Here is a 23,322-nt window from a genome sequence, read left to right as displayed (position 1 = left end):
GAGTTATTGATTAGTAGGAGGTTTTACAATGGGAATATTTGAAAAAGTTCACGACCGTAAAAATACACGTTCAGTAAAATGGGATATGCTGAAGCCTGTATTCCAGACAGAAGATGTCCTGCCAATGTGGGTAGCTGATATGGATTTCCAAGCCCCACAAGCTGTAAACGATGCATTAAAAGATCGTGCTGATCACGGTATTTACGGATACACCATTATTGACGACGATGTGAAAGACTCAATCATAAACTGGGTTACGAAGCGACATGATTGGGAAATCCACTCAGACTGGCTTTCATTCAGCCCGGGTGTCGTAACAAGCTTGCATATGGCGATTCAGGCATTTACTGAGCCAAATGATAAGGTTTTGATCCAAACACCTGTATACACACCATTTTACAGTGTAATAGAGACACATAACAGAGAAGTTGTTAAAAACCCACTTCGACAGAAAGATAATTATTACCATATTGATTTCGATGACTTTGAAAATAAATTAAAGCAAGGGGTTAAGGCATTTGTTTTATGCTCCCCACATAATCCTGTAGGTCGTGTTTGGACAAAAGAAGAGTTACAGGAAATGGCACGACTTTGCCTGAAATATGATGTATTAATTTTATCAGATGAAATCCATGGGGATCTCATTTACCCGAACGAGAGGCATATTCCGATAGCATCACTTTCTGATGAAATCGCCGACCAAACAATTACTTGCATGTCTCCATCAAAGACGTTTAATCTTGCCGGACTGCAAGCATCGTATGTTATCACTACAGATAAGGAAAAGAGAGATACACTAAACAAACAGTTGAACAGTCAAGGGCATCATATGCTAAATACAATGGGTAATACAGCAATGGAGGCTGCTTACTTACATGGTGAAGAATGGCTAGATGAACTAAGGACTGTACTAAAGGAACATCAGGAATATGTAACAAAACAGTTTGAGGAAAATACCGATGTTCTTAAAGTCATCCGTTCAGAAGGTACTTATTTACTTTGGATTGATTGCAGTGCCATGAAAATGGACAGCGAACAACTAAAGAAATTCATGATTGAAAATGCCAAAGTTGGACTTAATACAGGTACTGATTATGGCGAAGAAGGAAAACCATTCATGCGCATGAACATCGCATGTCCTAGAGAAACGTTGGAAGAAGGAGTTAAACGGATAATAAATGCAGTGTATAAATTATAAAAAAATTGCTCTCTCGACTAATGTTGAGAGAGTAATTTTTTATTACAATTAGCCAAAAACACTAATAAACTTTTATTCCTCTTGCTTTTCATTAAACTTAGTAGGGTCTGTCGGAGCCTCTTTTGTCTCATTGGGCTCTTTTAATATTTTGCCACATGCTATCCTTGCACCGGAATTTCCACCAGGCTGACTTACCCCATCATCCTGCCCTTCATGAATAATTAAGGATGTCCCTTCGCCTTTAAGAATAGATTTTTTCCCTTCCATAATTGTTGCACCAGCAAGCATTAATTCAGCTTTAACAAGCCCACCAGAATCTGCTTCAATATTTGGTAAATCACCTAAATGAGATCCTTCTGGATGCATTAATCCGTGCTCTTTCCCATCTGGATTGAGGTGGTTTCCAGCACTAATAAATTCAGGTCCCTCACATTTAGGATACTCATGTACGTGAATTCCATGATACCCAGGCGCTAACCCCTCAAGCTTAAGTTTTACTTGTACACCCTCAGGCCTTTCCAATAACTTTGCTGTACCGATCATATCCCCAGATGCGTTGTACATGTCAACGGTTCTTACCGTTTCTTCATTTGATTGACATGAAGCTAGAATAAGTAATAATACTATGATGAAAACCCTCATGAACGCTACTCCTTTACAGACGCTTTACTAAAAGTATCTGCAATTAAGCAAAAATTAAACGAGCCTATTTTAATAAGCTCGTTACTCTTTATCGTCGAAAGACTTTTCCTGATATTGTTCATTAAACTTTTTCTCTTCTTTTTTAGACACTTTGTAGAAAAAGTACATAACCACTGCCGCACCAATCATAAAAATGACTAGCTGTATAATAGCAGGAATATATTCAGTTTTATCTTCTGGAAAATATAAAAATTCCATCATTGCTGCTCACATCCTTAAATTATAGTATATCACTTTTAAATACCCAGCTAAATAGAAAAAACCTTAATGATTGCTCAAGCGACTAATATTTTGGCACAATAGAGTAAAGGGAGGCTAGTAAAATGACAACAATTACTGTTGGAGATACAGTACGTGCTAATTATAATTCAGGAAAATACATAGGAGAAGTAATGGAAGATCGTGGCAAACGATTTTTAATTAAAGTTCTTGCAGTTGAGAAACATCCAATGCAAGGCGACCTTCATAATCCTGGTCAAGTGGATGGCGTATTTTTTCATGAGCGAAAGGCTCTGGCGCATTATGAAAAAATGAATGTAGTTAAATCAGCTGTACATCCATTTGAAGGAGAAGTACCTGATTACAATCAATCATTACATGAAGCAATTGATAATCAAAAGCAAAAGCTTGCCTTAAAAGATTCAGAGTTCAATCAAAAGGCACTGGAATGGATAAAAGGATTGGAAGAAAAATATTATACCAAAAGCTATTATAAATAGCAGGCAGTCTCACAACTATTGTGAGACTGTTTTTATTACGCAGTAGGGACTTTCAGGTTTTTCTTTTTCTTCTCTGGTTGCCCATAAATTTTCCTTGTTATTTTGGGAGCATAATTAAACAGAACCATCCCTAAAAATGCTGTTATTACGATATAAACACCGCTGAAAATTTTAATCGATCCAACAGCAACTCCTGCAATAACAACTGAAAATTCTCCTCTTGCACACAGGGATAAGCCCGCGCGTAATGCTACACGCTTTGACAAACCATATAACTTTCCGCCAACAATCCCGACTGTTATTTTAGCTACAATTGACCATATAATCAGCACAATTAGCAGTACTGGCATTGGAACGCCTTGACCTAAATCAACTGTTGTTCCAAAATAGACAAAGAATGTTGGTAATACAAGATTCTTAATTGGGGATACCGTACCTTCAATACGATCAATTTTACCAATTTCGGCTAGCATAACACCGGCTAAGAATGCACCCAGCACTTCGGATAGACCCAAATATAATGCCAATCCACCATAGGAAACTGCGATCCCCACTAATAAAGCAAATTTGAAATCTTCATCATCGATACGCTGCAGAAACTTTTCAAAATGCTTGAATAACGTTTTTCCTAAGATAATTGCTACAAGTGACAAACCAACAATTTTCCCTAACAGTATTGCAAAATCCAGACCACCAAAAGCGTCTCCTGAACTCATTGCGATTAAAATGGCGACTACTATTGGCGCTACTAAGTCTTCAAAAATTAATATACCTAAAATATACTCCGTCTCTGAGTTTGCCATCCTACCCTTATCATCAAGCAGTTTCGCTGTGATCGATGAACTTGTCGCATATGTAATACCACCAATGAGAAATGCTGTGAACCAGTCCATGCCAAAGCCAAATGCAATTACAGTAGATACACCAAGGCTTAGAATTACATCCAAAAGACCTGAACTCCATATTTTCTTAGCTATTCCGCCTAATCGTTTTGTACTGAATTCCAACCCAAGTACAAAGAACAATAAAACGATGGCAATTTCACTGGAGAAATGTAATATTTCATTTCCTTCCAAAAATCCAGCGAACGAAACACCTAATAAAATATACAATATTACGTTAGGAAACCTTATTCTGAATCCGATAAACCCTAATACAAATATACCGAGTAATACTATCCCGGCACCTAATAGTGTTGGAAGATCAGTGAACAAAACTCATCATTCCTCACCCTTACATAGCTTTGATAAGGTGGAAATCTGATCTTCTTTTCCAACCGACATCAAGATATCCCCTGGTATTAATGTTGTGTCTGCTTCAGGTATCGCAGTAACATCATCACCATGAACAATTCCAATTATAGTTGCACCACTTTTATTACGAACATCTGATTCTTCAATTGTCTTATGTGCAAGTGAGGATGCCTCTTCTAAAGTTATATAATCAATAATAATCTGGCGTTTAAACATACGCATCTTATCAATACCAACAGGCTGATAGGTTGCACCAAGTAATTGAGCAGCAATTTCTCTCGTTTCATCCGGTGTAAGATCCATAGCAAAATCTGCTTCATCACTATCAGCGTCATCAAAGAAATATAGCTCTCTTTTACCTGTATGGTGGACAATAATTACCAGCATGTCATCTTCTGCAGTCTTCATTGAAATTTTTTGACCAATTCCAGGAAGCTGGGAAACAGAAATGTTCATTTAAGTCACCTCTTCTTAATTGTTATAATTATGTGGCTAATCGCCAGATTCAGTGGCGAAAGTTGTAGTTGCACTTATACTTATTTTTGAAAATTCCATATATTCCATCAGTGTAAAATAAAAAGCTAGAGAATAGAATCCCTAGCTCGATTAATTATTCACCTAAATGTTCTTTAAGTACTTCTGTTACACCTTTAATTGCTTCGTCTTCATCGCTTCCTGTTGCAGAGATTTTCACTTCTGCTCCTTTAGGAATTCCCAATGACATAACACCCATAATCGATTTAAGGTTAACACTTTTTTCATTATATGAAATTTCAACCTCTGATTCATATTGTCCAGCCTTATTTACTAATAGTGTAGCTGGACGTGCATGTACACCAGTATCTGCTGTAATTGTAAATGATTGTTCTTGCATTATAACTCATCCTTCCAACAATAATATCCTTTATTATGTATCTCCATTTTATGAAATACTTAATTACATTATATACAATTATTATCTCGATTGAAACAAAAAAGCAATAATTACCGATTTATTTCACTTATTTGTTTTTGTATATCCATTATGATAACGTTACTTTTGTATCATTATCTAATATAGGAGGAAACATTCACATGAGTGTGCATATTGGAGCAAATAAAGGCGATATTGCTGATAAGATTTTATTACCTGGTGATCCCTTACGAGCAAAGTTTATTGCAGATACGTTCCTAGAAGACGTGACACAATATAATAATGTGCGAGGAATGTATGGATATACAGGAACTTACAAGGGTGAGCGTATATCTGTTCAAGGAACAGGAATGGGTGTACCATCCATCTCAATCTACGTAAACGAATTAATCCAAAGTTATGATGTTCAAAAATTAATTCGAGTAGGTACGTGTGGCGCCATTCAAAAAGATGTTCAAGTCCGGGACGTAATTCTAGCTCAGGGAGCAACAACTGATTCGCAAATGAATCGGATGATATTTAATGGTATTGATTATGCACCATTAGCTGATTTTGATTTACTAAAGAATGCATATGATGTAGGTATTAATAAAGGCATGAATTTACGTGTAGGAAATGTATTTACCAGCGATACATTTTATCGTGACAACGCACAAGAGTTAAATGAATTATTGGCTAAGTATAAAGTGCTCGCAATCGAAATGGAAACAACAGCATTATATACACTTGCCGCCAAGTTTAATCGCCAAGCCCTTTCGGTTCTGACAGTTTCTGACCACATACTTACTGGCGAGGAAACTTCTTCAGAGGAGCGACAAACAACATTTAATGAAATGATGGAAATAGCACTTGATGCAGCGATAAAAGAATAACTGAACACAGCCTTTCAATTATGAGAGGCTGTTTTTTAACTTTATATGTTAACCAATATAAATTATAGTTGACAATGGAAGTCTATTTTTATATTATCTATATTGAAGGGAGCGATCGAAGTGAAAAGTTTACGTCCTATTGATCTAACATTCGGTGCAGTATTCGTATGTCTAATGGCTGTGGGAGCAAACATATCGGTGTGGTTTCCGATGCTAGCAGTTCCAATTGGAGGCGCGTCTGTACCATTATCACTCCAAACATTCTTTGCAATTCTTGCAGGACTAATGCTCGGAAAAAAATTAGGCAGTATCTCCATGATTACATATATTTTGGTTGGTGTGGCCGGAGTACCAGTCTTTGCAAAGATGTCTGCAGGCCCCATGGCGCTTGTCTCCCCTACTGGTGGTTTCATAATTTCATTTGTATTCATAGCATTTTTTGTAGGTTTCATTGCAGAGTTCAGCAGAAAACCATCCATTCCAGTGTATACGGTAGCAGCTCTTGTTGGATTAATAATTAATTATGGAATAGGTGTAAGCTATATGTATGTTGCAATGAATACATGGCTTGAACTACAGATTTCTTATCCAGTAGCATGGATTGGTATGATTCCGTTTCTCGTAAAAGACACTGCTCTGGCATGTTTATCTGCTGTATTTATGGTAAGTTTGGCTAAGCGGGTTCCATCAAGATGGACTTCCGTTGCAAGGACATAATACGTGAAAGTTTGGCAAGGATATTCCTTATGGAGTATCCTTTTTAATTAAATGAAATGTTTCTACATATGTGATAAAATTACAAATTATAGTCTTTAAAACTTTACCACAACCGATTCATGACTAATAAAGTTAAAGCAACAGAGAGGATGTTCACACATTCATGGGTTTCTTTGCAAATTTTCCATTATGGGCAGCATTGTCTGCAATTGTTTTTGCACAGGGGGTAAAAGTCCCTATTCGCTTCTTTGTGACAAAAGAATTCAAACCTGGTTTAGCCTTTAGCAATGGTGGTATGCCCAGTAGTCACTCAGCAGCAGTAGCAGCATTAACCACCGGTGTTGGAATTTCAGAAGGAGTTCCCTCCACTATGTTTGCTATAGCATGTGTCTTCAGTATTATTATTATGTTCGATGCCTCAGGAGTACGCAGGCAAGCAGGAGAACAAGCGATTGTTTTAAATCAGCTAGTTAAGGACTTTCAATATTTTATGGACGGGGCAAAGGACTGGAGTAAAAAGGAAGATTATGAAAAGCGTAAGGAGTTAAAAGAGTTGCTGGGACATCAGCCAATCGAAGTGTTTTTCGGTGGCTTATCAGGGATCGCAATTGCATTTATAATTTATCAATTATATTAAGACTTTTTTATAAAATTTTATCCCTCACAGCTAATTTTTAGAATAAAGTGAGCATAACCCAGCGCAGGAAATACACGAAGACTCCTGCGGGAGGAAAAGCTTCGGCGAGAGCCCGCGTGCGATGCAAGCGGGCTCTCGACAGCCGCCCTAAGGTGCGCGAAGTTTATTCCAGAGCGGTGTCATAGCACTCAAGTATTTTTCCGCATTAAGTCACCATTTATATCAACTAATTCTTAAGATTCAGTGCTTGGGCCTATTTTAATAAACGTCCACAATAGAGCATTAGTTTGCCGAGCAATTTGCTTCATAAAGTCATAGTGAAATAAAGAGTTATTGCAATCGTTATGTAGATTGAATGCTTTCCATGCCTAGCGTGGCGTATGAGGTTTCAGAAAGGAGCGATTACGCCATCAATACATATAAAGACGATAGTAAATTCATATAAAAAAGCAGTTCAATTAAGAGTACAAATTGCGTTTTTGTATACCGTAACTGAACCACTTTATAAAGGGGAAACTTCTTTTTTGATTTTAACTTTTGGTTATTTGATTCCTGAATACCTGTAATGCTTCATTTTCATTTAATTTGTTCAATTCTTTTTCTGTTAACTTACCATCGCCACGTTCAATGATGTATACCTCTACTTGCTTTTTACCCCACTCTGAATATACATCTTCCACTGTTTCATAATAAAGATCGATTTTATTTCCGTTAATGGCTCCACCTTTATCAGCAACAACACCATATCCATAACCTGGGATAAACATAACAGTACCAATCGGATAAACACTTAAATCAGCAGCAATAGTAGAGTATAAGTCTCGTTTAACGGTTACACCAGAATACGTTACTCCATATTGCGGATGATCAGGAGTCTTCCCAGTTGATTCTACACCAGCAGTATAACCAGTTGCTACAACAGTACTACTAGGAAACTGCTTTTCAATGAATTCCTCACTATATTCTTTCAGTGTTTTTGGGCCTTCTACTTGCTCGCTTGAAATATATCTTTTCTGCTGTTTAGCAACATTTAGTTTCTTCTCTTTTAATGCAGTCTGCCTATTTTTGGCTGTACCATTTGCATCTTTATAAGAAACTTCAGCTCCATCTGCAACCCACGCATGTACATCTGTGATTGTGATATTTGAAATAGACGATAATGTTACAAAAAACGCTCCCAGGAATAATAGAAACATACTAGTTCTGCGAAAAATTTTAGTTTTAGTCACTAATAACACCTTTCTGGTAGCATGCTAATTTAATATAACAGTTTTAGGCACGATATACCCTACCTCAGCAAACTGCATCCTCAAATAGCTACCTATCTTGACAGTGTTACCAAAAAACAAGTTATTATACACATAAACTAATGAAAAATAATGAATTCTATTAAATATTCAAAAAAGTAGAAAGCATTTTTTTTAGAACTCCCATTGAGTGTATTATGTGTGATAAAATAAATTGTAAGATTATTAGCTAAATGAAAAGGAGCATCATATTTGGAAGCTTACCACAAACTCACACTGGCAAAAGAAACGATTAACCATGTAATTTTAGGACAAGAAGACGTTATAGATTTACTGTTTACAGCACTCTTGAGTAATGGACATGTCATACTCGAAAGTATTCCAGGATCGGGTAAAACTAAATTAGCAAAAGCATTCGCTAAAATCTTTGACGGCGAATTCAACCGTATTCAGTTTACACCTGACGTGCTACCTAGTGATGTAACGGGGATCAGATTCTTCAATCCAAAAACACAGGAGTTTGAATTGTTAACAGGTCCTGTCAAAACAAACATTTTATTGGCTGACGAAATCAACCGAGCAACACCTAGAACACAATCAAGCTTGCTTGAAGTCATGGAGGAGCACCAAACGACAATCGATGGTACAACAATAAAAATCCCTTCACCTTTTTTTGTTATTGCTACTCAGAATCCCATTGAGTCCAATCATGGAACATTCCCATTACCTGAAGCTCAACTTGATCGCTTTTCATTGAAAATTACTCTGGATTATCCAACGTTTGAACAAGAAAAGGAAATTTTATCAAATCAACGCCTAAGTGACCCAATAGAAGAAGTCACGTCAATTCTGTCAATAGATGAGATTATTTTATTACAGCAAGAAGTACGACATGTTGATGTTTCAAATGTTGTAATGGATTACTTATTGCAACTCGTCCATAAAACTAGGGAGCATAAGGATATTGAACTTGGTGTCAGTTCACGAGCTGCATTAGCTTTAATGCGTGCCGGACAAGCTCGCGCATTTATAGACGGTCGTGATTTTGTCACCCCTCAGGATATCAAATCTATTGCAAGATATGTTTTCGAACATCGTATTATACTATCCATGGAAGGTGCAATACGTAATGAAAAAACAGAAGTCGTGCGAGAATTAATTCAGTCTATTGAGGTACCTGTTGAAGCGAGGACAACAAGATAATGCAATGGAAAATAGTAAAAACAACAGAAAACGAGGTTTACCACCAACTAACATTAGCATTTCTCCTTTTGCTGACAATCGTCAGTCTATACCTTGATAGACCTCTCGTATTTTTGTTGGTTGGTATAATCGCTATTTATTATCTTGGATTGCATTTATATAATCGTCAGATTGGGAAAAATTTAACTCTGGAGATTCCCGAGCAATTCAAGAAGGCATTTCCCAGTGAAACATTAAACCTATCAATTAAGATAAAAAATAACTCACTGCTCCCTTATTTAAATGGATATATATCCTTTAAAATGAAAGATCACGTTTTGAATGAGGATTATTTGCAAACAACCTGGAGGGGCTTAAATTATTACCAAATCCCTGTTTCACTCCCTGGGAAAAGTGAAGTATCATTAACAATCCCATTTAAGACTGTAAAGCGCGGTGTTGGTCGTCTTAAAGAATTCAATTTTACATTTTCCCACCTGCTAAGTTTTGAACAATTGATGCTATATCCTATAGGAAAGAATTTTAATGAACTGATTGTCTTTCCTGAATTACAAGAAGTAAGTAAGCTGCGAGAAATACGGAACCAAAACCCTGGTACGAGTGTTACAATTCATTCTCCATATGAAGACGTCCTGCAGCCTTTGGGAACAAGAGATTATGTAACTTCTGATCCGTTTCAGCGAATTCATTGGAAAGCAAGTGCCAAGACACAAAAGCTGCAAACAAAAATATACGAACGAAACCGTTACATCGCCTGGACGATTATAATTAACATATCCGAAAGAAGTTCGTTGGGTAATTTATACACAAGTCCAAAACTGGAAAAGATCTTATCTGAAGCAGCGTACATAACCCGTAATATTATAAAAGACGGTCATGAAGTAGAAATCTATCTGAACAGTGATAGTCTTGTTCATTTACCTGAGGATCATGACATCCGACACTTGAAGAAAATTTTGGAACTGCTGACTCGTGTTGGTAATGGAAGTTTGATAATTCCAGTAAAAAATATTTTGTATCGTCTGCACCAGTCCCAAACAAAATCGCGGCTGATAATAATGATTGGAGAAAATGATGAATCGAATAACTACTATATTAATAAGCTAATCAGCCAAGGTAATCACCTATTCCAAGTTAATGATTCTCATATTATTCCAGTTACAAAAGGAAATGATATGTATGGATAATAACAATCGTATAGTCAAGTTCATGCAATTATTTTCGGAATCAATAATGTTTTACTTTATACTAATTCCTATTTTCACTTTTACCCAAGACCCATATCCATTTTGGAGCTATCTGCTTATTACAGGGCTAACTTTAATTTCACTTGATATTTCCCTGCGGATGATAAAAAACTACGCAGTTTATGTACCGGTTATAGCATTAGCTTTTTCGTTCATGAATTATATTTTTAGTTATCCAATGCTTACAATAGCACTTTGGCTAGGATTTATTACTTGGCGATATGCTCATACTGAAAGGAATGGTCCATCCGACAATCAGTTCACAATCCTAACTTTAACGTTCGTTATGTTTTTTCTTGAATTCATGTTTATTAATCATCCCAACCTTATATGGTTTGGTATTTTACAATTCATTATTATTCTTTGTGGGTATTGGCTGAAGCTGATGAACAATATGGAAAAACATAGTAAACTAAAGACAATTTTAACGTTTAGCACCTTCGGAATACTCCTTTTAGCTGGAGGTATAATTACTTATGGCCTTTATCCATTAACCAAAGGGCTTATCAGCTTTATTTTGTCAGGCGTTGGTTTCTTGTTCCAATATATCGTGTTCGGTATTGTTAATATGGCGAACTTTTTAGGTCTTGACTTTCGATTTTTGCTCAATCTTGTGGATGAAAAAACCTTTGATCAAGCGACAAGCAGTTTCAAAGAAAATATGGATGAATTGGACGAAATGGCTAATACTGACAGTTCCTACGATGGCGGGATGGAGATTATTAATTGGTGGACTATTATAATTGCACTAGCCTTACTTATTCTTATCGCAATTTTTCTTTTCAGGAAAAAAGTTGTTCAAGAAAATGTCCCTGATGGAAAGCAGAGCAGCATCTCAATCGTTACTCCGCTTATGTCCTCCCCCGATAGTAACAATGGCTTACGGAAGTACTTCTCATCCTGGAAAACAGTAAATCCTTTGAGAAGAAAAGTACTCAAGCTTGAACAGAGAGCATATACGAATGGATTGGGGAGACAGCCTTCGGAAACAATTGAGGAATGGTTTTCCCGTCTGCATATAAATCCTTCTTATCTTGATTTATATCAAAAGATCAGATATGGAGATAAGAATCTAACTCATAAAGAAAAAGAGAGATTTATTCACCTACTGGATGAATTAATGAGCAAGATTTGAAAACTTGGCTTATCGCCACTCCTTAGTATAGATAAGCCTTAGTTGCACTAGTGTAGAAATATTCTTCTAACTGATAAAAAAAGCGTTAACCCATTGAAGATATAGGGTTAACGCTTTTTTTACTATACACTAAAACATTTGATAGCCACTCTTACGTAAAAATCGAATAACAATTCCTGATACGATTGTCCCCAGAAAACCAGCTCCCAGAATACTAATATCAGCAGCTGTTATATCCATTAATTTAGAAAATGCTATTGAAAAAGAGCCACCTGGATCTTTAAAATATTCAAGTGATGACATATCATCAACTATCATCAAAACAATAACCGGATAAATAAGTGCCATTAACCAAGTTCGTCTTAACAACATATTTAAAATAAAGGCCAGTCCAAAAAATATCACAAAGAACAATAATATAGAAACTACAAACTGTATCACTGTTGTATCTCCCTTCACACTTTCCATACAAAAACTATTTTATAACAAACAAGCAGAAAAGCAAAGGCATCACATTTGCCTTTGCTTGGCAGTAGAAAAGTATAGATACTTTCCTACTGCATAAGTGCAACTACTGCTTTGCGATAAGCCAAGTTTTTCATTTGTTCTTCTAATCTAGTAAAATATATTAAATTTTCCTTTTCTTATTAATAACCCTGGCCCTCCCAATTTTAAGAGATAACGGTTATCAATGACTTTTTTCATAACGGTTGCACTCCAGCCGAATATTTTGCGCTGGTTTAGCACAACTCCAATAGCATCCGTATGACCAAGTGAAGCTACTGTCCCAAGAATTTTCGGCTCAAAAGCTTCTAGTTCATCTTTTCCTTGAACTAAGGACTTTACATTATGTGCAACAATTCCAGATTCCTGAATTGCTATTTGTGCTGTTGGAGGATATGGCCTTCCAGTTTCTTCGTTCATAATTAGTGCACAATCACCAATAACAAATACATCATCATAATCTGGTGCACGCATATCCGGACGTACTTCTGCTTTTCCACGATTTGTCTGAAACCCTGAAGCTTCAACAATTGAATTAGCACGAACTCCGGCAGCCCAAACTGTAGTCTGGGTCGGGATTTCTTCGAGTTTATCATCCTTCTGGTAAACAATACTGTCTGGCTTACATTCTTTTAACATTGCACCAGTGATAAATTCAACACCTCGTGACTCCAAGGAGTTCATAGCATATTCTACAAGCTGTGGATCAAACCCTGGTAATACAGATGGTGATCCTTCTACATTAATGACGCGTACAAGTGCTTTGTCTATATCGTATTCATTACAAAGCTCTGGAATACGGTTTGCTAATTCACCAACAAATTCAATCCCTGTAAATCCCCCACCTCCAACAACAATATTGAGACGGCCTTGATTCTTTTCTTTTTCATTATGATACATTGCGAAATTATACTCAATATGTTCTTTTATTAGTCGGGCACTGTTTATGTTTCCAATCGTAAATGCATGTTCTTCTAGTCCTGGAATTCCGAAAGTTGCTGCTTCAAAACCAAGACCAAGCACCAGAATATCATAATCTAACACACTATTTTCCAATTTCACTTTTTTTTCATCAGGCTTAATAGAAACAACTGTATCTTCTATAAAATTGACTTTACTCATATTAACAACATCTTTAACCGGAATTCGTGTACGATCATGATGCAAAGTTCCAGCTGCGTTTTCATGCAACCAAGTTGATTGGTAATGATAGTCATTTTTATTTACAAGCGTAATAGTAGCTTCATTAATATTTAGTGACTTCTGCAATTTTACAGTAGTCATCATTCCCCCATAACCTGCACCTAATATGACGATATTTGGCTTGTTCATCTCTCATCACTTCCATTTGAATTATTTCGATACGTATGTGACTTATTTCACGTAAATAGACATTAGAAAACTTGGCTTGTGGCCAAGTGCAAATAGTTTATTTCATTTATATAACTTTTGTTACACGATTGTAATATAAAATATCTATTGATTATATTAGATGTTTTTTCGACAATTTTCAACCTTTATTTTTTATTTATAAAAATTGTATTTTTCAAACTATGTTAAAGTATCCTTGCTTGTGTGCATCAATACACATATAATAATTGTTTATGATAATATAGGAATGGTACACATACACGAAAAAGATAAATGGGGGATTTCCATGTCAGATAAAGTATATGACGTAACAATTATCGGCGCTGGACCTACTGGCTTATTTACTGCCTTTTATGGTGGGATGAGACAAGCTAGTGTTAAGATAATTGAAAGCTTACCACATACTGGCGGGCAATTAACTGCCCTGTATCCAGAGAAATATATATATGATGTTGCAGGTTTTCCGAAGATCCGTGCACAAGACCTGGTAGACAACCTTGAGGAACAGGCAAATATGTTTGATCCAACAATTGTTCTTGAACAGTCCATAAATGAAATTGAACGTATGGAAGATGACACATTCAAGCTGATTTCAGATAAGGAAGTCCATTATACCAAAACAATCATTATCACAGCAGGCAATGGTGCATTCCAGCCACGTCGCCTAAACGTTGGAGATTGTGATCAATTTGAAGGCGTCAATTTGCATTACCATGTAAAAGATATGAATCAATATAAAGATCAAAACGTCATGCTGCTGGGTGGTGGCGACTCAGCTGTCGATTGGGCATTAATGCTTGAACCAATAGCTAAAAAAGTAAGTTTGGTGCACCGTCGTGACAAATTTAGAGCACACGAACATAGTGTAGAAAAATTAATGGATTCAAATGTTGATATTTTGACACCTTTTGTTCCAACAGCTATTACAGGTACTGAAAAAATTGACAAAGTTACATTGGAAGAAGTAAAAGGTGATAAATCAATAGACATTGATGTCGACTCCGTTCTATGTAACTATGGATTTGTATCAACACTTGGTCCAATTAAAGATTGGGGATTGGAAATAGAGAAGAACAGTATCGTTGTTAACTCGAAAATGGAAACCAATATTCCAGGGATATATGGTGCCGGAGATATTACTACTTATCCAGGCAAAGTAAAACTAATCGCCACTGGATTCGGTGAAGGTCCAACAGCCATAAACAATGCAAAACAATATATCGATCCGAAAGCCCGAATTCAGCCAAAGCACTCAACAAGTATGTTTTAAATAATAAGCCTAAACACCTTATGAACGTGTTTAGGCTTATTTTTTTGAAAATCCTGAAGATGATCAACCATCATCCTGGAGTGAATGCTACCCTCCATTTTGGGAAGACTTTATTTTCGCTCACCGGACACAGGAGCCTCTATTTCGGTTAAAAAGTGCCTTTTGAGGGATACGCGGACACAGGAGCACTTATTTAACATATATCCAAATGAAATAGGGCTACTTTTAGCAAATAAGGTACCTGGTGTCCGCTTAAACCTTAATATTGCTTGTTTTCCATAAAATAAGGTCCCTCATGTCCGCTAAAGTTGTTTCAGGCATTTCCTCGCTATTCTTTTGCTTTCGTTCAACAATGACAATAGTAGTTACCAAGCGATTATCTACTACAAGACGATTAAATCCTATATATATATGAAAACGGCAGTCATTTTTATCTTATGGTCATATGACATTTGATGTTGTTTGTATTATTTTTTTCAAAAATAATACTTTGTGTAACTATATTCGATTCTCAATCCTAATAAGTGGCAACATAATATCGACAATTTTGTGGAAATTTAAAAATACTGAGGTAATCGCTGAGGTGGGGTGCATTTCATGATGCATTGATTTAATTAAGGAAGTCTATTCTTAGAAAACTAGGCAATTGCCTTAGTTACACTTTTGCAGCAAGAAAAATAGTTATACTTATCTAATAAAAAAAACCAAAGCGCCTTATTTCCTGCGCTTTGGCTTTTTAATTAGCACTTCTCTGGTGAACCTTCCCGTTCTTTTGCTTTAAATGAAGATCCACAGCCGCATGATACCATTGCATTCGGATTGTCGATACTAAATCCGCCGCCCATCATGTTTTGCTTAAAATCTATCGTTGTTCCTTCTATAATAGGTATATCCTGTTTATAAATTACAACAGGGATGCCATTAATATCGTCAACCATATCAAGTTCCTCATTAACTTCATAATCAAAGCCTATTGAGTATGATAGTCCACTGCATCCGCCACCTTTAATTCCGAATCGCAGACGGACACCCTCTTCTTCTTCTTTCATCATTTCTTTCACCTGGATTGCTGCTTGATCTGTAACCGTAATAGCCATCTTAATTCCCTCCTCATTAATTCAGACGGATCAATATAATATGTTACCTACCAGTATACAAACTACAAGGAAACTATTCAAATATTATCGGCTAAAAAATAAGTTCCAGTTGCGATTACATCTGCTCCACCAGTCATCCAGACGGAACCTTTATCATCCCATTTAATAATTAAATCGCCACCTGCCAGATGAACAGTAATGTCCTCGTTTCGCTGTACACTTCCATTTAAGACGGCAGCTACTACTGAGGCGCATGCCCCCGTTCCACATGCTTGTGTTACACCAGAGCCACGTTCCCAAACCTGAAAATTAAGCTCTCTTGGAGAAATCACTTCAATAAATTCTACATTTACTCCATCTGGAAAGCGTTGGTCCTTCTCTATTACCGGTCCGAGTTCATACAATGGCGTTGTATCTATAGAGTTTACGAAAAATACTGCATGCGGATTTCCCATTGATACTGCGGTTACATCCAATTTTTCATCTCCAACAGTAAATGGCTCAGCAACAACCTGAGGGGCATCTTCACCCATCATCGGAATCGCCTGTCGTCGTAATATTGGCTCACCCATATTAATCGTGACTTCCTGTACCAGACCTGCTTCCACATTCACTTCGGCTTTAACTGTATTGGCACGTGTTTCAATTTGAAATTTCTCACGCTGGATAATCCCATTCTCATATGCATACTTTGCTACACAGCGTAATCCATTCCCACAGCTCTGTCCTTCTGAGCCATCCTTGTTAAAAATCCGCATGCCAACATCCGCAGCATCACTCGGCTGGATCAGAATCACGCCATCTGAGCCAATCCCTGTATAAACATCTGATACACTTTTCGCAAGACCTGATAGTTGCTCCTCCGCAATAGTAAACTTAAATAAATCAATATAAATATAATTATTTCCTAGACCATGCATTTTCGTAAAAGGGATTTCCATGTCAAAACAAACCTCATTCCATTTATGGTTGAAGAACTGCTCCATTTTTATCTAATTCACTATATATCGTCTTAAGTCTTGGAATGCCTTCAGCAACCAATTCATCATTCACAAATACAATTGGATAAAATAAATCTTCTTCAAAAATTCGTTCAACAAATTGCTGATGTTTCTCGACATCAGGAGGCTGATTTATGTCAATATATTCATATTCAATGACATCATCAATATACTTTCTCCCTATTGCAGCCTGCAGCCATTCATATGTGTCCAAAGACCCAGGTGCTCCAACACAGCTTGCGCAAATCTGTTCTGCTCCGTAAACCGATATCAAGATACTTTTTCCCATTGCGAAACCTCCACATCTTAGTTACTTATATTTTACAAAATCTTTAATAAAAGATAAAATAAAAATATCTACTATACACAAATGAAATTTTGGATAGATTTTTTTCCTAATCCGTTTTATAATGATATCAGAAAGGAGAAGATGGATAATGCAAGAGCAAGTACAGGAAGTTTTAAACAAATTACGCCCATTTTTACTACGTGATGGTGGAGATGTGGAGCTAATTGATGTTGATAACGAGGGCATTGTACTTCTTCGTCTTATGGGTGCTTGCGGTAACTGCCCAAGTTCTACAATCACGTTGAAAGCTGGAATTGAACGTGCTTTAATGGCAGAGGTCCCAGGTGTTACAGAAATCGAACAAGTATTTTAAAATATAACTTATTAAAAGCAGACTGAGGATAGTCTGCTTTTTTATGAATTTTTCACAGGTGTTATTGGGCCTTCTCCATTAAAGGTTGCTAGAAGGTTATCCATGCAAAGATGAAGCATTTTAGTCCGCGTTTCTACACTTGCTGATCCGATATGGGGCAAACAAACAACATTGTTCAGCTTCACAAGTGGGTGATTTGCGTCAATCGGTTCTTCCTCAAATACATCCAGGCCGGCAGCATGAATCGTATTCTCATTTAGAGCATGATACAGAGCCTTTTCATCCACTACTCCTCCACGTGACACGTTGATAAAGATAGCAGATGTTTTCATTTTCTGGAAAGCGTCCTTATTGAACAGCTTTCTTGTCTCAGTTGTTAAGGGAATAACTGAAACAACAAAATCAGCCTCACGAAGCAATTCGTCAAAGTCCATATAGGTAGCTCCAAGGTCGTTTTCAGCACTAGGCTTTCGTGAACGATTGTGGTACATAATTGGCATGCCAAACCCTTTTGCACGTCTGGCAATAGATTCACCAATTCTTCCCATTCCAACGATTCCAACTTTCTTCCCATGGATATCAGAGCCTGCCATTAAGTATGGCGACCAATGATTCCACTTGCCTTCACGAATATAATCATTTGCTTCTACAATTCTGCGTGACGTAGCAGTTAATAAAGAAAAAGCTAAATCGGCAGTTGTTTCGGTTAACACATCAGGTGTATTTGTAACGATAACATTCCTTTCCTGAGCCGCTTCTAAATCAATATTGTCATAACCCACAGCCATATTTGCAACAACTCTTAACTGTGGGGCATTCTCAAATAATTCACGATCCATTTTTTCAGTAAGCAAGCATAACACACCATCAGCTTCCTTTACCTCTTCTAAGAGCACATCTCTTGGAACAGGAATATCCTCTTCCTCCCACATACGAAAGTCAAGGGAATCCTGATAAGGCACTAAAATCTCATCCGGAATTTTCCGTGTTACATAAATAATTGGCTTTTTCATAATTATCCGCTCCTATATCAAGCTTATAGCCAGTGTAACATAGGAATTTGTAATTCTTTACTATCAATACCTAAATGGTCAAAAAGATTACCTAACCGCTCCTCGTATATAGACTGATTTTCTAGCATTTCATCCAACTCATCATAGCGTTGCTCATACTGTTGTTTTGTGAAACCTCGTTCGATAATATCAAACAAATGAATTGGATACAGTAATCGTGCGTACAATAAACGCCAGCTGAAAATAGAGAGTGTCCGTACCTGTTTATATTCATCCAGAAAATCTTTAATCCCATTCATTGGATCTTCATGCTTCAGTAATTTAAACCTGATATATTCCGCTAAATCACGAACAGGGTGGTCATATACGAGGTCAGTAGTCCATATGGTTGATTCAATCTCTCCATGGTATCTTCTGAAGGCAATAGTACCTTGATCAACTTCATGAAACCGTGATTCATACTCACTCTCCTGCATATACTGGATTGCATTTTCACTTACTCCAATTATATATGGTAAAGCATCTACTAAAAGTCTGTGGTATTCATTAGGATATTCAGCTGAATCCACCTCAATCTGCTTTTCAAAAGCGGTTAACTTATCAATCCATAATTGTTTCCATTGACCATAGCTTGAAATAGTCTGTGGCTCATATTGATACCGTGAACCAATTTGATGAAATTGAGCTAGAGATACTCCATGTACCACACTGCTGTCAACAGGATTATCTTCCAATTGAAATACCATGTGATTCTCATTTTGGTATTCTGTGTACCACTCGCCCTTCCTATTTGGAACGGGAATAGCTGTTTGGGTGTAATTATTTTCATATAGATAATAAGCAAGTGCTGCCTGCTCCATATGTATAATTTCCCTCTGTTCAGCAGAAATGGTAAAATAAAATAAGTTATTATGTTTGAGTCCTTCTACCCCATTCCAAACAGTTCTTTCATTTGCTTGAATCCCATAATATGTTGCGAGTAAATCCCTCATGTTGGTCTCCCCTTTCATGACTATTATTAGTGTATGTTTGAAAAAGAAATATCTTAACAAATTTCCGGAAGAAAAGGTGATATTAAATGGATGAAAATACGAATCAGAGTGAACTGGAACAAAAAGCAAGAGAATGGTTAACAGAACGTGGTGTTACATTAGAAGATATTGCGGAGCTGGTGTATTACCTGCAATCAAAATATCATGATGAATTGAGCATGGATGATTGCTTGCATAACGTGGATCGTGTATTAACAAAAAGAGAAGTGCAGAATGCTGTTTTAACAGGAATACAACTGGATAAGCTTGCTGAGCAGAATATGCTTGCCCAGCCACTTCAAACAACAATTGAAACCGATGAAAGCTTATATGGAATCGATGAGATTGTGGCATTTTCCATTGTTAACGTATATGGTTCCATTGGTTTTACGAATTATGGTTATATTGATAAACAAAAACCAGGCATTTTAAAACGATTGAATGATAAATCGACAGGGGAATGCCATACATTTTTAGATGATATCGTAGGGGCAATTGCCGCTGCAGCATCAAGTCGCCTAGCGCATGCCACTGGTGATGACCAGCTAATTGATGATTAACAAACAATAGCCCAGCATTTGCTGGGCTATTGTTTGTTATAAGTGTGTTTAAATGTGGTCAATCCATTCGGTTAAATTATGTACATAATAGGTTGGTTTTTTAACAAGCAGTGGATAATCTTTATATGGAGTTACACCTGTAAATACCATTAATGTATCCATACCAGCATTTATACCAGCGAGAATATCAGTATGATAATTATCACCAACCATAAGTGTTTCGTCTTTAGAAAAACCAAGTGTACTTAATGCTTGTTCCATGATAATTTCTTCAGGTTTTCCGATAAAGATCGGCTCTTTACCAGTACTAACAGTCACAACTGATGTTAGAGCCCCATTTCCTGGCTCAAGTCCTCGCTCGGTGGGAATTGCCACATCACTATTTGTTGAAATGAACGCAGCACCCCCACGAACTGCAATACATGCTTTAGACAGCTTGTCATAGTTAATTTCATGATCAATCCCGAAAACGACAAAATCACAATCCTTATCTGTAACAATATGACCTTCCCGCTGTAAAGCATCATACAGTCCTTCTTCTCCAATTACGAAACAGCGTGCATTATGCTTTTTTTGCTTAATAAATTTCGCTGTAGCCATACTCGATGTAAAAACATGTTCAGGAGTTGAACGGATATCCATACTTTGTAATTTATCGGATATTTGTAACTGCGTCCTAGAGGAATTATTCGTCAAAAATAAATACGGAATACCAAATTGATCAAGCTTGGAAACAAAATCAGCAGCTTCGTCAAACCGTTCATTACCCCGATACATCGTACCATCCAAATCGATTAAATATCCTTTATATCTTCTCATCTATCTAATACCTCTTCACTATTCTTTTGCAAATGCATTTGCAACGCCTAACTCATTATCCAAGTAATTTCTGATGTAAGAACTGAACTGATTTAACTTGTCCTTATTTTCCTGAATTGTTCGATCCAATAACGCATGATCTACTTCAATATAATCTTTTACTACGATTTTCCGTAATTGAATTACTTCCTTAAAGCCTGCCTCATCATTTTCAGGCATCACTTTCTCATCTACAAGAATATCGATGATGTCTTCATAACTTCCTGGGTCACGCATAATAAACCCATCGATCATCATATTCCCAACATCAAGTATCGATTCAATTACCATATGTACAGTACGTTCCAAGTATAACTTTTCCATAAATGTTTCATACTTATGGCGGGAAACTTCGTTAAGTAATTTTTCCATATATATAAGTGTCTCTTCAATTTTTTTTCGTTCAACAAAATACATGAATTCACCCTCCCAAAATACTGCTACATACAACTATACCATATTTAAAATGATTGAATAACCAATACATGTTATAGTATTAGTAAACCTGGCATTCGTTAAAGGGATTCTTATGAAAGCGTATCTTGCTTTCATAGAACCCCTTATACTCTGGAGTGCAAGCCTTAATATAGATAAGCCTTAGTTGCACTTATGCAGTGAGAAAGTATTTAATACTTTCTTAACTGCGAAAAAATACTAAAATTGTTCGAGGTGAAATAACATGGGAGATAAGTTTGATTACCTGAAAGATGAAACAGTAACAAAAGAGGTTCGCTACATAAGCTTTATGGGGAAATTACAACGCTATGACTTTGCCTTCATGCAACATGAAGAGAACCCAAAAAAACATATCGTCATTTATTTACAGAAAAACCGTTTTGCTCTACTTGGAAAAGACGACCTTTACAAAAAGGGGGAAATTGAGCATATATTTCATGAGACTCAAATGGAGGCAGATGAGATTCGGGAGTTTTTGGAAGAAATTTTATAATTTATAACCACTGTTTGCTCAACGAATTGGAATGCTTCTATTGGATTGTAAGATAAAACAACGTATTCTAAACAGATAAGTGAGAGTCGTAAGCACTCTTGCTTGCATTGTTTAGTTTCCACTACCATCCTTTTATAGTTTAAAGCCAGTTATTAGAAAACTCGGCTAATCATCAAGCCTTTATGACATAATTCTTAGTTACAAATTAGAGAACTACATACGTAGCAAACAAATACATTGCCCCAGTAATTAAAGCAGTGTAGAGAAATGTCTTTCGTGTATAGACTTCCCAAGCATTGCTAAATGATTAGTATTCTCCCTGTCAGCTTAATCGTAAAATATTCAAGAATTTTCTTATGCTTCTTAGCTTCTTTATTAACCTATGGATCATCATAATTCATAGTTATCACTCTTTTCAAGATTGAATTAAAATTAACAGTGACAGTGCTGATTATTTTATATAAAAAAGTCATACATATAGACAGCAACTCACTTTAACTACCATATTTTCTCTTAATATGCTGTCTTTTTCTCTATCATCCTTTACTTTAATTAGGGTTTTCTTCACTATTCAGACCATAATCCGGATTTTCAACACGAACCCAGAGCCCATGAAAACCTACAATAAATAAGATTCCAAAAGGTATTAAGCATGCTGTTATTACAAAAAGGGCAGTGTTATAACCTTGGAAAACCTGTAGCGAACTTGAAAATCCATAGGATCCGCCTGCAGTAAAGATAACCAAGAGAAAGGCCACAGTCCAATACACTTTCCCGAATAGTGTTTTCCTCCATCTAGCTGAAAGTACTCCTTCCGCAACAACATACCGAAAATGATGTGTAAGTATTAGACATAAAACATAGACACCTATTAGAACAAGTAATAACCATAAAGGTTCACCTACTACGCGCCAACACGTGATAAGGAAAAGAATGCAGTTGTGTCATAAACAAAGATGCCTGTCAAAGCATGCCACCTGTAATCAAGAAGTTTTTGCTTTAAATACCCAAAAAAACTCTTAAGACAAGTAATGCTATTATTAATCCCCATATTAGAAAATATATGGTCGACCAGTGGGGTATTGCTACAACTCCAAAACCAACTATCCCAGGATTAAGTGGACTCTTATATACATTTCTAGCCAATTGATCAGTTGCAGTCT

Annotated in this window: 27 protein-coding genes; 12 read left to right on the top strand and 15 right to left on the bottom strand. The window is 36.6% G+C overall.

Features of this window, described 5'->3' with window-relative positions:
- Positions 1–28 precede the first annotated feature (28 nt).
- A complete protein-coding gene (locus BLS02_RS06610; RefSeq protein WP_092492151.1) occupies positions 29–1,198 on the top strand; it encodes a MalY/PatB family protein in 1,170 nt (389 codons plus the stop codon).
- Between the two features lie 72 nt (positions 1,199–1,270).
- On the opposite strand, the gene BLS02_RS06605 is transcribed toward BLS02_RS06610, so the two are convergent.
- Together BLS02_RS06605 and BLS02_RS06600 are read right to left on the bottom strand one after the other, a co-directional pair.
- Entirely contained in the window at positions 1,271–1,840 is a 570-nt protein-coding gene (locus BLS02_RS06605; protein WP_092492150.1) for a superoxide dismutase family protein, read from the bottom strand.
- 81 nt (positions 1,841–1,921) lie between these two features.
- Complete coding sequence (locus tag BLS02_RS06600) at positions 1,922–2,101, bottom strand: hypothetical protein (RefSeq protein ID WP_092492149.1); 180 nt, start codon at positions 2,099–2,101, stop codon at positions 1,922–1,924.
- Between the two features lie 122 nt (positions 2,102–2,223).
- Here BLS02_RS06600 and BLS02_RS06595 point away from each other — a divergent pair, with 122 nt between their 5' ends.
- A complete protein-coding gene (locus BLS02_RS06595; protein ID WP_092492148.1) occupies positions 2,224–2,619 on the top strand; it encodes a kinase-associated lipoprotein KapB in 396 nt (131 codons plus the stop codon).
- Between the two features lie 35 nt (positions 2,620–2,654).
- Here the strand turns inward: BLS02_RS06595 and BLS02_RS06590 are convergent, their stop codons facing one another.
- The 3 genes from BLS02_RS06590 to BLS02_RS06580 form a co-directional block, all read right to left on the bottom strand.
- Positions 2,655–3,833: a cation:proton antiporter gene (locus BLS02_RS06590; protein ID WP_092492147.1), complete on the bottom strand. Its 1,179-nt coding sequence runs from the start codon at positions 3,831–3,833 to the stop codon at positions 2,655–2,657.
- Between the two features lie 6 nt (positions 3,834–3,839).
- A complete protein-coding gene (locus tag BLS02_RS06585; protein ID WP_092492146.1) occupies positions 3,840–4,328 on the bottom strand; it encodes a cation:proton antiporter regulatory subunit in 489 nt (162 codons plus the stop codon).
- Positions 4,329–4,482: 154 nt separating this feature from the next.
- Entirely contained in the window at positions 4,483–4,746 is a 264-nt protein-coding gene (locus BLS02_RS06580; RefSeq protein WP_092492145.1) for a phosphocarrier protein HPr, read from the bottom strand.
- A gap of 200 nt (positions 4,747–4,946) precedes the next feature.
- Here BLS02_RS06580 and deoD point away from each other — a divergent pair, with 200 nt between their 5' ends.
- From deoD to BLS02_RS06565, 3 genes are all read left to right on the top strand, one after another.
- A complete protein-coding gene (gene deoD, locus BLS02_RS06575; RefSeq protein WP_092492144.1) occupies positions 4,947–5,657 on the top strand; it encodes a purine-nucleoside phosphorylase in 711 nt (236 codons plus the stop codon).
- Between the two features lie 120 nt (positions 5,658–5,777).
- Complete coding sequence (locus BLS02_RS06570; protein ID WP_092492143.1) at positions 5,778–6,374, top strand: biotin transporter BioY; 597 nt, start codon at positions 5,778–5,780, stop codon at positions 6,372–6,374.
- 163 nt (positions 6,375–6,537) lie between these two features.
- A complete protein-coding gene (locus BLS02_RS06565; RefSeq protein ID WP_092492142.1) occupies positions 6,538–7,011 on the top strand; it encodes a divergent PAP2 family protein in 474 nt (157 codons plus the stop codon).
- A gap of 530 nt (positions 7,012–7,541) precedes the next feature.
- Here the strand turns inward: BLS02_RS06565 and BLS02_RS06560 are convergent.
- The gene (locus tag BLS02_RS06560) at positions 7,542–8,240 is read right to left on the bottom strand and encodes a 3D domain-containing protein (RefSeq protein ID WP_281243659.1); all 699 of its coding nucleotides are present in this window, start codon (positions 8,238–8,240) and stop codon (positions 7,542–7,544) included.
- Positions 8,241–8,510: 270 nt separating this feature from the next.
- On the opposite strand from BLS02_RS06560, the gene BLS02_RS06555 reads away from it, so the two are divergent.
- Genes BLS02_RS06555 through BLS02_RS06545 form a run of 3 tightly spaced genes read left to right on the top strand, consistent with a single transcriptional unit; the run spans position 8,511 to position 11,843 of the window.
- Positions 8,511–9,461 carry an AAA family ATPase gene (locus BLS02_RS06555; RefSeq protein WP_092492141.1) on the top strand — a complete coding sequence of 317 codons (951 nt, stop codon included), beginning with the start codon at positions 8,511–8,513 and terminating at the stop codon, positions 9,459–9,461.
- The gene (locus BLS02_RS06550) at positions 9,461–10,648 is read left to right on the top strand and encodes a DUF58 domain-containing protein (RefSeq protein WP_092492140.1); all 1,188 of its coding nucleotides are present in this window, start codon (positions 9,461–9,463) and stop codon (positions 10,646–10,648) included. The genes BLS02_RS06555 and BLS02_RS06550 overlap by 1 nt, the downstream gene beginning before the upstream one ends.
- Positions 10,641–11,843, top strand: coding sequence for a hypothetical protein (locus BLS02_RS06545; protein WP_092492139.1), 1,203 nt, complete (start codon positions 10,641–10,643; stop codon positions 11,841–11,843). Before BLS02_RS06550 ends, BLS02_RS06545 begins: the two co-directional genes overlap by 8 nt.
- 129 nt (positions 11,844–11,972) lie before the next feature.
- On the opposite strand, the gene BLS02_RS06540 is transcribed toward BLS02_RS06545, so the two are convergent.
- On the bottom strand, positions 11,973–12,284 hold the full coding sequence (locus BLS02_RS06540) for a YuiB family protein (protein ID WP_092492138.1): 312 nt from the start codon (positions 12,282–12,284) through the stop codon (positions 11,973–11,975).
- A 174-nt stretch (positions 12,285–12,458) separates the two neighbouring features.
- Positions 12,459–13,679 carry an NAD(P)/FAD-dependent oxidoreductase gene (locus BLS02_RS06535; protein ID WP_092492137.1) on the bottom strand — a complete coding sequence of 407 codons (1,221 nt, stop codon included), beginning with the start codon at positions 13,677–13,679 and terminating at the stop codon, positions 12,459–12,461.
- Positions 13,680–14,004: 325 nt separating this feature from the next.
- Here BLS02_RS06535 and BLS02_RS06530 point away from each other — a divergent pair, with 325 nt between their 5' ends.
- The gene (locus BLS02_RS06530; protein WP_092492136.1) at positions 14,005–14,988 is read left to right on the top strand and encodes an NAD(P)/FAD-dependent oxidoreductase; all 984 of its coding nucleotides are present in this window, start codon (positions 14,005–14,007) and stop codon (positions 14,986–14,988) included.
- Between the two features lie 740 nt (positions 14,989–15,728).
- On the opposite strand, the gene BLS02_RS06525 is transcribed toward BLS02_RS06530, so the two are convergent.
- The 3 genes from BLS02_RS06525 to BLS02_RS06515 form a co-directional block, all read right to left on the bottom strand.
- Positions 15,729–16,085: a HesB/IscA family protein gene (locus BLS02_RS06525; protein ID WP_092492135.1), complete on the bottom strand. Its 357-nt coding sequence runs from the start codon at positions 16,083–16,085 to the stop codon at positions 15,729–15,731.
- A gap of 77 nt (positions 16,086–16,162) precedes the next feature.
- Complete coding sequence (dapF, locus tag BLS02_RS06520; RefSeq protein ID WP_092492134.1) at positions 16,163–17,026, bottom strand: diaminopimelate epimerase; 864 nt, start codon at positions 17,024–17,026, stop codon at positions 16,163–16,165.
- Between the two features lie 22 nt (positions 17,027–17,048).
- Positions 17,049–17,375, bottom strand: a complete 327-nt coding sequence (locus BLS02_RS06515; protein WP_092492133.1) for a YuzD family protein — start codon at positions 17,373–17,375, stop codon at positions 17,049–17,051.
- A 121-nt stretch (positions 17,376–17,496) separates the two neighbouring features.
- Between BLS02_RS06515 and BLS02_RS06510 the strand changes: the two genes are divergently transcribed.
- Entirely contained in the window at positions 17,497–17,748 is a 252-nt protein-coding gene (locus BLS02_RS06510) for a NifU family protein (protein ID WP_245736036.1), read from the top strand.
- A 41-nt stretch (positions 17,749–17,789) separates the two neighbouring features.
- Here BLS02_RS06510 and BLS02_RS06505 read toward each other — a convergent pair whose 3' ends face one another.
- Entirely contained in the window at positions 17,790–18,761 is a 972-nt protein-coding gene (locus tag BLS02_RS06505; protein WP_092492131.1) for a 2-hydroxyacid dehydrogenase, read from the bottom strand.
- A gap of 23 nt (positions 18,762–18,784) precedes the next feature.
- Positions 18,785–19,753 carry a protein kinase family protein gene (locus tag BLS02_RS06500; protein WP_092492130.1) on the bottom strand — a complete coding sequence of 323 codons (969 nt, stop codon included), beginning with the start codon at positions 19,751–19,753 and terminating at the stop codon, positions 18,785–18,787.
- Between the two features lie 86 nt (positions 19,754–19,839).
- Between BLS02_RS06500 and BLS02_RS06495 the strand changes: the two genes are divergently transcribed.
- The gene (locus BLS02_RS06495; protein ID WP_092492129.1) at positions 19,840–20,352 is read left to right on the top strand and encodes a phosphatidylglycerophosphatase A family protein; all 513 of its coding nucleotides are present in this window, start codon (positions 19,840–19,842) and stop codon (positions 20,350–20,352) included.
- 48 nt (positions 20,353–20,400) lie between these two features.
- On the opposite strand, the gene BLS02_RS06490 is transcribed toward BLS02_RS06495, so the two are convergent.
- Both BLS02_RS06490 and BLS02_RS06485 read right to left on the bottom strand, forming a co-directional pair.
- Positions 20,401–21,171, bottom strand: a complete 771-nt coding sequence (locus tag BLS02_RS06490; protein ID WP_092492128.1) for a TIGR01457 family HAD-type hydrolase — start codon at positions 21,169–21,171, stop codon at positions 20,401–20,403.
- Between the two features lie 18 nt (positions 21,172–21,189).
- Positions 21,190–21,627 carry a DUF86 domain-containing protein gene (locus tag BLS02_RS06485; RefSeq protein WP_092492127.1) on the bottom strand — a complete coding sequence of 146 codons (438 nt, stop codon included), beginning with the start codon at positions 21,625–21,627 and terminating at the stop codon, positions 21,190–21,192.
- Positions 21,628–21,889: 262 nt separating this feature from the next.
- Here BLS02_RS06485 and BLS02_RS06480 point away from each other — a divergent pair, with 262 nt between their 5' ends.
- Complete coding sequence (locus tag BLS02_RS06480) at positions 21,890–22,159, top strand: SAV0927 family protein (RefSeq protein ID WP_092492126.1); 270 nt, start codon at positions 21,890–21,892, stop codon at positions 22,157–22,159.
- Positions 22,160–23,322 lie beyond the last annotated feature (1,163 nt).

The organism is Virgibacillus salinus (assembly GCF_900102415.1).
Lineage (GTDB): Bacteria > Bacillota > Bacilli > Bacillales > Amphibacillaceae > Lentibacillus > Lentibacillus subterraneus.
The sequence above is the reverse complement of the archived record's forward strand: the minus strand, read 5'-3'. Positions and strand labels throughout refer to the sequence as shown.